At 42.3% G+C, this 12,838-nt stretch carries 16 protein-coding genes; 13 read left to right on the top strand and 3 right to left on the bottom strand.

All coding sequences use genetic code 11. The features are described 5' to 3' along the window. Window positions 1-7 precede the first annotated feature (7 nt). The 3 genes from MHB83_RS15870 to MHB83_RS15860 all read left to right on the top strand — a co-directional run bounded on the left by MHB83_RS15870 (window position 8) and on the right by MHB83_RS15860 (window position 2,625). Complete coding sequence (locus tag MHB83_RS15870; RefSeq protein WP_003215848.1) at window positions 8-991, top strand: alpha-ketoacid dehydrogenase subunit beta; 984 nt, start codon at window positions 8-10, stop codon at window positions 989-991. Between the two features lie 18 nt (window positions 992-1,009). Next, window positions 1,010-2,266, top strand: a complete 1,257-nt coding sequence (locus MHB83_RS15865) for a dihydrolipoamide acetyltransferase family protein (RefSeq protein ID WP_342496469.1) — start codon at window positions 1,010-1,012, stop codon at window positions 2,264-2,266. A gap of 65 nt (window positions 2,267-2,331) precedes the next feature. Then, window positions 2,332-2,625: a YesK-like family protein gene (locus MHB83_RS15860; RefSeq protein WP_050943788.1), complete on the top strand. Its 294-nt coding sequence runs from the start codon at window positions 2,332-2,334 to the stop codon at window positions 2,623-2,625. A gap of 15 nt (window positions 2,626-2,640) precedes the next feature. Here the strand turns inward: MHB83_RS15860 and MHB83_RS15855 are convergent, their stop codons facing one another. Further along, entirely contained in the window at window positions 2,641-3,534 is an 894-nt protein-coding gene (locus tag MHB83_RS15855) for a YegS/Rv2252/BmrU family lipid kinase (protein WP_342496468.1), read from the bottom strand. A 170-nt stretch (window positions 3,535-3,704) separates the two neighbouring features. On the opposite strand from MHB83_RS15855, the gene MHB83_RS15850 reads away from it, so the two are divergent. From MHB83_RS15850 to MHB83_RS15825, 6 genes are all read left to right on the top strand, one after another. Next, window positions 3,705-4,142: a BrxA/BrxB family bacilliredoxin gene (locus MHB83_RS15850; RefSeq protein ID WP_003215907.1), complete on the top strand. Its 438-nt coding sequence runs from the start codon at window positions 3,705-3,707 to the stop codon at window positions 4,140-4,142. 195 nt (window positions 4,143-4,337) lie between these two features. After that, a complete protein-coding gene (locus tag MHB83_RS15845) occupies window positions 4,338-5,102 on the top strand; it encodes a transporter substrate-binding domain-containing protein (RefSeq protein ID WP_012010505.1) in 765 nt (254 codons plus the stop codon). A gap of 126 nt (window positions 5,103-5,228) precedes the next feature. After that, window positions 5,229-5,885 carry an amino acid ABC transporter permease gene (locus tag MHB83_RS15840; RefSeq protein ID WP_003215691.1) on the top strand — a complete coding sequence of 219 codons (657 nt, stop codon included), beginning with the start codon at window positions 5,229-5,231 and terminating at the stop codon, window positions 5,883-5,885. Continuing rightward, window positions 5,878-6,600: an amino acid ABC transporter ATP-binding protein gene (locus MHB83_RS15835; protein WP_342496467.1), complete on the top strand. Its 723-nt coding sequence runs from the start codon at window positions 5,878-5,880 to the stop codon at window positions 6,598-6,600. Before MHB83_RS15840 ends, MHB83_RS15835 begins: the two co-directional genes overlap by 8 nt. A 120-nt stretch (window positions 6,601-6,720) precedes the next feature. Continuing rightward, window positions 6,721-7,674, top strand: a complete 954-nt coding sequence (locus MHB83_RS15830; RefSeq protein WP_003216109.1) for an aromatic acid exporter family protein — start codon at window positions 6,721-6,723, stop codon at window positions 7,672-7,674. A 52-nt stretch (window positions 7,675-7,726) separates the two neighbouring features. Beyond that, window positions 7,727-8,236 (top strand): L,D-transpeptidase, encoded by a 510-nt coding sequence (locus MHB83_RS15825; RefSeq protein WP_003215693.1) that lies wholly within the window; start codon window positions 7,727-7,729, stop codon window positions 8,234-8,236. Window positions 8,237-8,274: 38 nt separating this feature from the next. Here the strand turns inward: MHB83_RS15825 and MHB83_RS15820 are convergent, their stop codons facing one another. Beyond that, a complete protein-coding gene (locus MHB83_RS15820; protein WP_229200406.1) occupies window positions 8,275-8,331 on the bottom strand; it encodes a hypothetical protein in 57 nt (18 codons plus the stop codon). A 138-nt stretch (window positions 8,332-8,469) separates the two neighbouring features. Between MHB83_RS15820 and mce the strand changes: the two genes are divergently transcribed. The 4 genes from mce to MHB83_RS15800 are packed head-to-tail and all read left to right on the top strand — an operon-like array spanning window position 8,470 to window position 11,965. Continuing rightward, window positions 8,470-8,892 carry a methylmalonyl-CoA epimerase gene (gene mce, locus MHB83_RS15815; RefSeq protein WP_050943791.1) on the top strand — a complete coding sequence of 141 codons (423 nt, stop codon included), beginning with the start codon at window positions 8,470-8,472 and terminating at the stop codon, window positions 8,890-8,892. Further along, window positions 8,879-10,348, top strand: a complete 1,470-nt coding sequence (locus tag MHB83_RS15810) for an acyl-CoA carboxylase subunit beta (RefSeq protein WP_342496466.1) — start codon at window positions 8,879-8,881, stop codon at window positions 10,346-10,348. The genes mce and MHB83_RS15810 overlap by 14 nt, the downstream gene beginning before the upstream one ends. A 16-nt stretch (window positions 10,349-10,364) precedes the next feature. Next, on the top strand, window positions 10,365-11,486 hold the full coding sequence (locus MHB83_RS15805; RefSeq protein ID WP_050943793.1) for a M20/M25/M40 family metallo-hydrolase: 1,122 nt from the start codon (window positions 10,365-10,367) through the stop codon (window positions 11,484-11,486). A gap of 14 nt (window positions 11,487-11,500) precedes the next feature. After that, a complete protein-coding gene (locus MHB83_RS15800) occupies window positions 11,501-11,965 on the top strand; it encodes a chemotaxis protein CheW (RefSeq protein ID WP_003215942.1) in 465 nt (154 codons plus the stop codon). A 36-nt stretch (window positions 11,966-12,001) separates the two neighbouring features. Here the strand turns inward: MHB83_RS15800 and MHB83_RS15795 are convergent, their stop codons facing one another. Beyond that, a complete protein-coding gene (locus MHB83_RS15795; protein ID WP_249118275.1) occupies window positions 12,002-12,784 on the bottom strand; it encodes a membrane protein insertase YidC in 783 nt (260 codons plus the stop codon). Between the last annotated feature and the right edge of the window lie 54 nt (window positions 12,785-12,838).

Genomic DNA, 12,838 nt, shown 5'->3' with positions numbered 1-12,838 from the left:
AAGAAAAATGCCTGTTATGTCATATATAGACGCCATTACACTGGCGATGAAAGAAGAAATGGAGCGAGATCCGAAAGTGTTTGTGCTCGGAGAGGATGTCGGGAAAAAGGGCGGCGTATTTAAAGCGACAGCGGGTCTCTATGAGCAATTCGGAGAAGCGCGCGTCATGGATACACCTCTTGCAGAATCAGCTATTGCTGGTGTAGGGATTGGAGCAGCGATGTATGGAATGCGCCCAATTGCTGAGATGCAATTTGCGGATTTTATCATGCCTGCTATTAACCAAATCATTTCAGAGGCTGCGAAAATTAGATACCGCTCAAATAACGATTGGAGCTGTCCAATGGTCATCCGCGCACCTTATGGGGGCGGAGTTCACGGGGCGCTTTATCATTCACAATCAGTTGAAGCGATTTTTGCCAACCAGCCTGGTTTGAAGATTGTCATGCCTTCTACGCCTTATGATGTAAAAGGTCTTTTAAAAGCTGCGGTGCGTGATCCAGATCCTGTATTGTTCTTTGAACACAAACGTGCCTACCGTCTCATTAAAGGAGAAGTACCTGAAGAGGATTACACACTCCCTATTGGAAAAGCAGATGTGAAACGTGAAGGTGATGATATCACGGTCATTACATATGGCCTCTGCGTCCATTTTGCATTGCAAGCAGCAGACCGCCTTGCAAAAGACGGCATTTCTGCGCATATTCTCGATTTGAGAACAGTGTACCCGCTTGATCAGGAAGCCATTATTGAAGCGGCATCAAAAACAGGCAAAGTGCTTCTTTTAACGGAAGATACAAAAGAGGGCAGCATCATGAGTGAGGTAGCGGCGATCATATCAGAGCATTGCTTATTTGATTTAGACGCACCAATCAAACGTCTAGCCGGACCAGAAATCCCGGCAATGCCTTATGCACCGACGATGGAAAAATTCTTCATGGTCAACCCAGATAAGGTTGAAGCTGAAATGAGAGAGCTAGCGGCGTTTTAAGAAAGAGGAGGGTTTCAAGTGGCAATTGAACAAATGAAAATGCCTCAGTTAGGTGAAAGTGTAACAGAAGGAACCATCAGCAAATGGCTCGTTTCACCTGGCGATCATGTGAATAAATACGATCCTATTGCGGAAGTTATGACGGATAAAGTGAACGCAGAAGTCCCGTCATCTTTTACAGGAACGATTACAAAGCTATCGGCTGAAGAAGGCGATACACTGCAAGTAGGAGAAGTGTTCTGTGAAATTGAAGTAGAAGGTAGCTCACAGCAGAGTGCGAAAGAAGAAGCGGCACCTGAGCAAAGTGAAGCACCTGAAGCAGATCAAACAAGAGAGAATCAAAGTCAAAAGAAACGCTACTCTCCAGCAGTCCTTCGGTTAGCAGATGAGCACAGCATTGATTTAGCGGCAGTGCAAGGAACGGGAGCAGGCGGACGAATCACAAGAAAAGATTTACTTCAGCTCATTGAAAACGGCGGCATGCAAGAGAAGACAGCACCTGGCAATGAACAGGCGGTCAAGCCAGAGCCTGTGCAGCCATCAAAACCAAAAGCGGCGCCTTCCATCTCTACAATGCCTGGTGATGTTGAAGTGCCAGTCACGCCAATCAGACAGGCGATTGCGGCAAATATGCTGAGAAGCAAACATGAAATTCCGCATGCATGGACGATGATGGAAGTTGATGTGACAAACCTTGTGACTAGAAGAAATCAGCTCAAGGACCAATTTAAAGCAAAAGAAGGCTTTAATTTGACGTTCTTTGCGTTCTTTGTCAAAGCAGTGGCTCAGGGCTTAAAGGAATTCCCAGAAATGAACAGCATGTGGGCTGGAGATAAAATTGTGCAAAAGAAAGCGATCAATGTCTCGATTGCTGTTGCGACTGATGACGCTCTTTTTGTTCCAGTGATTAAGGATGCAGATGAAAAAACGATTAAAGGCATCGCCAAGGAAATTCATGAGCTTGCTTCCAAGGTGAGACAAGGTACGCTGAAGCAAAGTGACATGGAAGGCGGCACCTTTACTGTAAACAACACGGGATCATTTGGTTCTGTACAATCTATGGGAATCATCAATTATCCGCAAGCGGCGATTTTACAAGTAGAATCGATCGTGAAGCGTCCGGTGATTGTAAATGGTATGATTGCAGCAAGAGACATGGTCAACCTTTGTCTCTCATTAGATCACAGAGTTCTTGATGGTCTTGTATGCGGCAGATTCCTTCAACGGATTAAACAAATCCTTGAAGGCATTGATGAGCAAACATCTGTTTACTAAAACAAGAATGTCCCCCTCCCGCTAAGGAGAGGGGGATTTCCACATGATGAGAAAGGAGCGATGGTATGTCTGGACTAGACTTTTTTGCGTTTTTAACGATTGGACTCATGTTTATCACGGCAATTGCGTTTGCTTTTCTTCGATATATTTCTAAATCACGCAATCATCCTGAAAGATTACTACTGATCATATCAATCGTTTCAATTATTCAAGTTTTGTATTGCTTGCTGATTGTCGGTGGATTTAAAGGAGCAGCGAATAGCCTCTTAGGAATTTCTCTTCTTGCCGGGACGCTGCTTGGCTATGCACTTGAATATTTATACAGACGCTATATCAAAAAAACGCCCGAAAAAGAATGATCTCGGGCGTTTTCTTTATTCTGCTGGAACAATAAAGGTCAAATGTTGTTTTAACACTTCTAAAAAAGCAGGGGCTGTCATGTACACTTCGCCATCTGTATCAGCATCCATTTCCTCTTTTGTGTGAATCTGAATATTGGATGCTTGAATGAGAGACAGATCGCCGGTGAAATCCTCCAGCTCTTCCCGGTTCATAGAAAAGATTTCTTTTAGAGCAGAGAAGCTCGTATTTCTGCAAATTAAGATTTCTGCTTTACCATCATCAATCGCTGCACTCGGCAAATCAATTTTATTTGTCCCGATGAAATGTCCATTCATGACAAGAACGATGACAGCGTCCTCTTCCCAGCTTTCCTCCTCTGTTTCAATTCGTACGTGAAAAGGATCTGTTTGCTGTAAGGTGCGCAGGGCACTTGTGAAGTAGCTAATTTTGCCGAGTACAGCTTTTTCCTTGTCATTAATATTGTTGGATGTGTCTGCAATCAGCCCGATGCCCCAAAAGTTTAACAAGTATCGATCTCCTGCCTTGATTAAGTCGACCTTTTTTTCTACGCCGTTTACAATCATTTGAGCGGCTTTCTGCATTTGTTGCGGAATACCAAGCGTTCTAGAAAAGTCATTGCATGTCCCGCCTGGTAAAATCGCTACAGCTGGCCTTTTTTCTAAACCACCGATGCCATTCATACATTCATGCACAGTTCCATCTCCACCTAATATGATAAGCAATTCTATCGTCTCATCAATTGTACGACAGAATTCATAAGCATCATTTGCCTGCTTTGTTGGTTTAAGAATGAGTTCATCAATATGTAGAGAAAGAAGAGGTACTGTTTGTCCGAGAACTTTTTCCATGTTTTTTTGTCCAGCATTTCCATTATAAATGAGCATCGCTTTTTTGAATTGTGCCATCACGCAGTTCTCCCTTTCATCTCTTTATCATCACTTTTCCCCAATTTCGCGGCGTATAAACGATGTTCAGAAAAAGTGGGGAATGAGAAGACAACACATTTGCCCGCAGGCGTTTTCCTTGATATGATGTTGTTAAAATGGTTTTGGCATGCTAAAGGAGTGGACGGACAATGAATATTGATTTTAATTTATTTATGAATGATATTGTGAAACAAGCGAGAGAAGAGATCAAACAGGCTGGCTATAATGAGCTTACATCAGCTGAAGAAGTGGATGAAGCCCTGTCTAAAGAAGGCACGGCACTTGTGATGGTGAATTCAGTATGCGGATGTGCTGGCGGTATTGCAAGACCAGCTGCAGGCTATTCTGTTCATTACGATAAGCGACCAGATCAATTGCTGACAGTGTTTGCTGGACAAGACAAAGAGGCAACCGCAAGAGCCCGTGAATATTTTGAAGGCTTCCCGCCATCTTCACCATCCTTTGCATTATTAAAAGATGGAAAGATCATTAAAATGGTCGAACGTCATGAAATTGAAGGGCACGAACCAATGGAAGTCGTGTCAAAGCTTCAAGCTGCATTCGATGAGCATTGCAAAGAAATTTAACATGTGACGTTTGAATGATGACATATAAAGCAGTCCGGTCTTTAGATCGGTCTGCTTTTTGTTATATAAGACCATTGAATCAAAATAATTTTAGCGAAATACTATTGCATCTTAAAAAGAAAGTGTTTAAAATACATTATAGTGAATAAATATTCAAAACAATACATGATTTTAAATACTAGGAGGCACTATCTTATGAAAAAATGGTTATTATTACTTATGACAGCTGGTCTTGCAGCTGCACTCGCAGCTTGCGGAACTTCTTCTAATAATTCAAACGCATCAGGAGATGACAAAACACTCGTTATGGCGACATCAGCAGATTATCCGCCATTTGAATCAAAAGACGGAGATAAAATTGTCGGTTTTGATGTTGATCTTGCAACAGCACTAGCGAAAAAGAACGGCTACAAGCTAGAAATTCAAGATATGGATTTCGCAAGCCTTGTATCCGCCCTTAAAACAAACAAAGCTGATATTGTCCTAGCAGGCATGACCCCTACAGAAAAACGCAAAAAACAATTAGATTTCTCTGATGTTTATTACAATGCAAAAAACTTAGTTGTCTCAAAGAAATCTAGCGGAATGAAAACAGAGAAAGACTTAAAAGATAAAACAGTCGGCGTTCAATTAGGTTCAATCCAGCAGGATGAAGCAAACGGTTTGCAAAAGAAATATAACTTAAAAGTGGAAGACCGTAATAAAATCTCAGATATCATTCAAGAAATCAAAGCAGGTCGTTTTGATGCAGCCATTATTGAAGATAAAGTAGCTGCTGGTTATTTGAAAAAAGAAAAAGACTTCCAAGCATTTGGATTGAATAGTTCAAATGAAGGTTCAGCCATTGCATTCAAGAAAAATAGCGACTTAACAGCTAAATTTAATAAATCATTAAAAGAAATGCAAGACAATGGCGAACTTGATAAATTAATTAAAAAATGGTTTGCTGATGAAAAATAAGTCAGGAAAAGGATCAGCGTCATTCACGAAAATTCAGTAGAAAGCGCTGAAAAGTTCAACTCATGTTGAACTTTTTTCCTGTTTTATTTTTTGATTTCGTATGAAGGCATAAAAAAGGAGACTGTCATGTTAGATTTTAAAGATGTAATACCTCAGATGCCCTTTATTTTAGAAGGGCTTAAGGTCACACTTTCTATTGTAGTGGTATCACTTTTTCTTGGATTTATTTTAGGGATTTTATTAACGCTTTGCAAAATTAGTGTATTTAAGCCGCTCATTTGGCTTGCAGATTTTTATACATCCATCTTCCGAGGCACACCGCTTGTGCTTCAATTGCTCATTATTTATTTCGGTCTGCCTCAGCTTCTTGGGTTTCAAATCGATCAATACTGGGCTGCTGTAGCGGCATTTTCACTAAACTCTGCGGCTTACGTATCTGAAATTATTCGCGCTGGTATTAATGCCATTGATAAAGGTCAAAAAGAAGCAGCCGTTGCTTTAGGCATCCCTTATGCTAAAATGATGAAGGACTTATTGCTTCCGCAGGCATTTAAAAATATTTCACCTGCACTTGTGAACGAAACGATTACACTGACAAAAGAATCTGCTATTGTGACAGTCATTGGACTGGGAGATGTCATGAGACGAGCCTATCAAGCAGGTGCCGTCACGTATAATTATCTTGAACCGCTTATTTTTGCGGGTCTCATCTATTATGTCATCGTGCTTGTTCTCACCTTTGTCGGCAAATCGGTGGAAAGGAAGTTAAAATCAAATGATTAAAATAGAGAAACTCACAAAATCTTTTGGAAAAAATGAAGTATTAAAAGGGATCGACACCACCATTAAAGAAGGGGAAGTTGTCGCAGTCATTGGACCATCTGGTTCAGGAAAATCGACGTTTCTTCGCTGCATCAACTTACTCGAAAAGCCGACTTCTGGTGTCATTACGATTCAGGATACCGAAATCACAAACCCAAAAACCAATGCACTCAAAGTGCGTGAGAACATCGGAATGGTGTTTCAGCATTTTCACCTGTTCCCGCATAAAACGGTGCTGGAAAATATCACATATGCGCCAATGAATGTGAAGAATCAATCGAAGGAAGACAGCATCAAACAAGCTGAAGATCTGCTGAAAAAGGTAGGACTTTTAGAGAAAAAAGATGATTTTCCGAACCGCTTGTCAGGTGGTCAAAAGCAGCGTGTCGCAATTGCACGTGCGCTTGCAATGACACCAGACATCATGCTGTTTGACGAGCCAACGTCTGCACTAGATCCAGAAATGGTCAAGGAAGTGCTAGAGGTCATGAAAGAGCTGGCTCAATCTGGTATGACACTTGTGATCGTCACACATGAAATGGGCTTTGCAAAAGAAGTGGCTGACCGCGTGATCTTTATGGACGATGGGAAAATTGTAGAGGATGCAAACCCTGTGCAATTCTTTGAATCACCGTCATCACAGCGCGCGAAAGACTTCTTACAAAAAATATTATAAAGAAAAAAGAGAGGGAGACTTAACATCTCCTTCTTTTTTTGATTATAATGGGGAAAGTAAAAAAGTTCATCATTTCACAATAAGTGAATAGAAACAAGACAGAAAAGAGTGACTCATATCATGTTTAAAATCGGCTACCGAACGCTGAAAACAGCATTAGGAACAGCGATCGCCATTTATATTGCGCAACTGCTTGGCCTTCAAAATTATTCCGCTGCCGGGATTATTACGATTCTGTGTATTCAGGTGACAAAGAAACGGTCGCTTCTTGCATCAGGCGCCCGCTTTGCCGCATGCAGTCTTGCCATTTTATTTTCTTATCTATTTTTCGATCTGATTGGGTATCATCCTTTTGTGATTGGTCTGATGCTGCTTGTCTTTATTCCGACAACCGTATTGCTCCGCATTAAAGAAGGAATTGTCACAAGTTCAGTCATCATCCTCCATTTATACATGTCGGGCGGGATTACCCTTCACCTCATCTGGAATGAGCTGCTGCTGATTACGATTGGTGTTGGCGTGGCACTTATCATGAACCTGTATATGCCAAGTGTCGATAAAAAGCTCAAACGCTACAGCGAACAGATTGAAGACAACTTTGCAAAAATTTTTGAAGAAATCGAGCAATACTTAATGACAGGGAAACAAGACTGGACAGGCAAAGAAATACCAGAGACACATCAATTGATTAAAGAAGCGAAAGCTCTCGCATATCGTGATGTTGAAAACCATGTCTTAAGACATGAAAACCTGTATTATCATTATTTCAATATGAGGCAAAAGCAGTTCGAAATCATCGAGCGTGTGCTTCCGAAGATCACGTCCATTTCCATTACAACAGAGCATGGACAAATCATTGCAGAATACATTAGAGACTTACGCGAACATATTCACCCAGGGAACACGGCGCATAAGTTTTTAAGACGCCTCATTGATATGAAAGAAGAGTTCGATAAGCTACCGCTGCCGCAAACAAGAGAAGAGTTTGAGGCAAGAGCTGCACTGTTTCATTTCCTCGGAGAAATGGAACAATATTTAGTATTGAAAAGCTATTTTAAAGGGATGAAAGAATAGAGACGCATGAGTTCCTCCTTCATTGGTCAATCTAATGAAAAAGGAGGAGCCTATGCGTCTTTTATTTTACACCGTATTGACCATGTCCCTTTCACCTATCTGGCCGCTCGGACAAAACCCGCTTCCAGGAGACCCTTATGTCATTATTAATAAACAAACAAATGAACTTGCCTATATTGATCAAGGACAAATCCAAAAAATATATCCTGCTTCTACAGGGAAAACGTCCGATTTAACGCCAGAAGGGGAATTTACCATTATGATCAAAGCGAAAGATCCCTATTACAGAAAAAAGAATATCGAAGGCGGTGCGAAGAATAACCCTCTTGGCAGAAGATGGATTGGATTTGATGCACGAGGAACAGATGGTAGAACATACGGAATTCATGGGACGAGTGACGAAACATCGATAGGGAAATTTATCACGGCAGGCTGTGTGAGACTGCATAATCAAGATGTAGAGCTTCTATTTGACCAGCTTCCGGTTGGGACAAAAGTGTGGATTACAACATCAACCGATTCATTTGAAAAGCTTGCCAAAGACAAACAGGCCATTCGTTGATTGAACGAATCACCTGCTTGTCTGCTTTTATTGAAACCTTATAAAAAGGTTGCGGCTCCTGCTAAAAGTGAAGATATTAGCAGCAGGCTAATCATGAGCAATACCATGAATTTCATCATTTTCTGAGACATATCGCACCCCTATAACCGAAGATTTTTTGCGACGAACGCACCTTTCTTTATTCTAGCTCGTTTTTTCAAATGCGACAAGTGATCAACAAAGGAAGTGAACGGATGAATCAAATCGACCATATTGCCATTGCGGTCTTTTCTATAAAAAACACATCTCGAATTCTTCAACAGCTGTTTAACTGGCATTTTTCAGACATACAAGAGATTCCTGAGCAGGAGATTAAAGCGTCCTTCGCTTCACTTGATCATGTGCACATTGAATTAATTGAACCGATGTCCGGTAGCAGCAAACTACATACCTTTTTAACAAAAAGAGGAGAGGGACTCCATCATATTGCGCTAAAGTCAGGTGACATACAGGCGGACCTTAACTGTCTTGATCATCTTGGCGTGGAGCTTCTCCAACAATCAGCACAGATAGGCGCGAGCGGGAAGCGGATTGCTTTTATTTCACCGAAAGAAACGTCCGGTGTGTTATTCGAATTGTGCGAGCCCTTGAAAGGAGAGGAACATGGCAATGAATGAATCGTTCAATGACTTGGCTAAATGGCGCGAAAAAGCATTCATGGGCGGCGGCGTGAAACGTGCAGCTGCGCACCGGAACAAAGGAAAACTAACGGTTCGTCAGCGGCTGCATGAACTTCTTGACGGGGGCAGTTTCATGGAAATTCAAGGATTTGCAACAGGCCGCATGTCAGAGCATGTCGGTGATGGCGTCGTCACTGGAACTGGACTCATTCATGGAAAGCCGGTATGTGTTTATGCACAAGATGCAACAGTGCATGGAGGGTCTTTAGGCGAAATACATGCCAAAAAAATTGCTTCTCTAATGGATCTCGCAGCTAAAAATCAGATGCCGGTCATCGGTCTAAAAGACTCAGGTGGTGCGAGAATTCAAGAGGGTGTGGTATCATTAGAAGGATACGGACAGATTTTTAAACGGAATGTGCTGTACTCAGGTCAAATCCCGCAAATATCCGTTATTTTAGGCTCTTGTGCTGGAGGAGCAGTCTATTCTCCTGCCTTGACTGATTTTGTGTTCATGACAGAACAGACAGCTCATATGTTTTTAACAGGTCCGAAAGTCATAGAAAAGGCAACAGGAGAAACGGTCTGTCCTGACCGTCTTGGCGGTGCAAGTGTTCAGCATCAGACAAGCGGGAATGTGCACTATACTGGCAAAGATGAGAAAGACGTGTTAAAAGCGGTTCGAACACTTTTAACGTACATACCAACGAAACAACAGACTGTCATGGACGCTGAAACGAGTAAGCAAGACGCAGCTGATCCAGGCAACATCTTGCCGAAGGATCCATCACACACCTATGATGTCAAACAAGTGGTGACAGCGATCATCGATTCAGGCTCATTCTTTGAGACACAACCTTGTTTCTCAAAAAATATCGTCACAGGGTTTGCCAGATTACAAGGGGCTTCAATTGGTATAGTTGCCAATCAGCCAAAGGTGCTGGCAGGAAGCCTTGACCTTGATGCTGCCGATAAAGCGGCCAGGTTTATTCGATTTTGCGATGCGTTTCATATTCCGCTCTTAACACTTGTAGACGTCCCCGGCTTTTTACCAGGTGAGAAAGCCGAGCATGCGGGAATTATCCGTCACGGCGCAAAGCTTTTATATGCGTACGCTGAAGCGACCGTTCCAAAAATCACGGTGATTTTAAGAAAGGCGTATGGCGGTGCGTATGTCGCAATGAATAGCAAGGGATTAGGCGCTGACTTTGTTTATGCATGGCCAGCGGCAGAAATTGATGTCATGGGGAAAACGTTCGCTGACGAAATCGTTCATCCTGCTTCGCGCAAGGTTGAAACGGAGCCAAGTGTATTCAAAGCGGCTCAGGCAGGGCTGATAGACGATATTTTCATGCCGTCTGAAACGAGAGAACGATTGATTCGCTCATTTGATTTGCTTCGCAGGAAGGAAGAAGATAGACCGTTAAAAAAGCATGGCAACATGCCGCTATAAGAGGAGGAGCATCATCATGATCAATGAAAAACGTTTACTAGACGAATTTTTAGAACTAGTTCAGATTGATTCGGAAACAAAACACGAAGAGAAAATTGTGGAAGTCTTAAAAGAAAAATTCTCGCAGCTTGGACTAAAAGTGGTGGAAGACGACTCAAAAGCGAAAACAGGCCACGGTGCAGGCAACCTCATCTGTACACTGGAAGGCACTCAAGAGGCTGATACCATCTATTTCACGTCTCATATGGACACAGTTGTTCCGGGCAATGGCGTAAAACCAGTCATTGAAGACGGCTATGTGAAAACAGATGGAACAACCATTCTTGGTGCTGACGATAAGACAGGACTTGCGGCAATGTTTGAAGCGATCCGTGTGCTGAAAGAGAAGAATTTACCGCATGGAACGATTGAATTTGTCATCACAGCAGGTGAGGAATCAGGACTTGTCGGAGCAAAAGCGTTAGATCCGAAGTTGATGACAGCGGCATACGGCTATGCCCTTGATTCAGATGGCAAGGTCGGAACCATTATCGTTGCAGCGCCAACACAGGCAAAAGTACGCGCAACCATTTACGGGAAAACAGCTCATGCAGGTGTCGCGCCTGAAAAAGGTGTGTCTGCGATTACCATTGCATCAAAAGCCATTGCCAGTATGCCGCTTGGCCGAATTGATGAAGAAACAACGGCGAATATCGGTCGTTTTGAAGGCGGAACGCAAACGAATATTGTGTGCGATCAAGTCGATATCCTTGCGGAAGCACGCTCTTTAGAACCTGCAAAAATGGAAGCCCAAGTAGCGAAGATGAAAGAAGCCTTTGAAAAAACCGCTAAAGAAATGGGCGGAAGTGCCGATGTACACATTGACATCATGTATCCAGGCTTCAAATTCTCTCACGGCGATCAAGTCGTAGAAGTGGCGAAAAAAGCGGCTGCGAAAATTGGCCGTCCATCAGAACTACAGACGAGCGGCGGAGGCAGTGATGCAAACGTCATTGCAGGAAACGGCGTCCCAACTGTCAACCTAGCTGTTGGATATGAAGATATTCATACGAAAAATGAGAAAATGCCGATTGAAGAATTAGTCAAAACAGCTGAAATGGTTCTCGCCATTATCGAAGAAACGACAAATCCATCGTAAAGGCAGGAGACTCTGTGAGCACGCAAAAAATCATTATTTTCCAAGTGGGGCAAGAGGATTTTGGCATCAGTGTAGAGCATATTCGTTCGATTGAGAAGGTCCCTTATTTACAAGAAGTATCGAACCTTCCTAAAGAAATAAAAGGACTCATGTCTTTAAGAGGAGAGGTCATTCCTGTCAGTGACACAGGCGTGATGCTTCACGGAAAGCCTCTTGATGTGAACGAACAATCCAAGGTGTTGCTATTTGAATTAAACGGACAAATGGTAGGCTGTCTTGTCTCGGATGCAAAAGATATTATTGATATCGAGCTAAGCGAGATCAAGCCATTTCATATGAACACGAAAGCCTCTGAATATTTTTTCGGCGTTGTGGAGAGAGAGAACAAGATGATTTTACAAGTGGACCCGAATAAGTTCCTTGGGAGAATTGAGGACCTCGATCAACTTCCAGAACGGTTAAAAGAAGAATTGGCATAAAGATAATCCCCTTATCAAATGATAAGGGGATTATTTTTATTCAGCAGCTGGGCTAGCTTGGTCGTTTGCCTCAGCTTTTTTTGATTTTGATTTTTGGTACATGACATTTAAAATAATCGTTTGGATTGTGAGTAATAATCCGCTTGTCATCCAGTATAAAGGAAGGGCAGCGGGTGCATTGATTGAAATAAACAGCATCATGATTGGGAAAATCATGCCCATCACTTTGGCTTGCTTCAGCGCAGCCTCTGTCTGGGTGCCTGATTGCTTCGCAAACCTTTGCGTAACATAAAATTGCAAGAAATACATAGCGCCTGCAAAGATCGCGACCAATAGATCGGTTTGTCCTAAGTTAAACCATAGGAACGAATGTGTTGCGATCTCAGGTGTTGAGCGGATCGCTGAGTAAAAGCCAAGAACAATTGGAATTTGAATCAGCATAGGCAGACAGCCCATTGCCAGCGGGTTCACATTGTTCTCTTTGTATACTTTCATCATTTCCATTTGTAGTTCTTTTTGTTTTTCAGGTTCTTTCGTTTTCTTCAATTTGCTTTGAATTTCGTCAATTTGAGGCTTCACTAGTGCCATTTTCTCCTGCATGACTCTTTGCTTCTTAAATTGGTTCGCAAAAAGAGGGAAAATTAGCAGACGGACGATCAAGGTCACGAACATAATCGATAAACCATAATCATCATGGAAGAAGTTCGCAAGCCAAATGATCAGCTCAGAAAAAGGCTGGACAAAATAATGATGGAAAAACCCATCAGAGCTCGTATTCGTTTGCCCACTCGCTGCAAAAGCAGGTGAGGCAATCATCATTAAACATAAAGTCGTACAAATCGTTAATAAACGTTTCAATTCGTTTCCTCCTCA

It is taken from the genome of Bacillus sp. FSL K6-3149 (assembly GCF_038630515.1).
Classification (GTDB): Bacteria; Bacillota; Bacilli; order Bacillales; family Bacillaceae; genus Bacillus; species Bacillus pumilus.
This window is presented reverse-complemented; position numbering and strand designations above follow the sequence as displayed.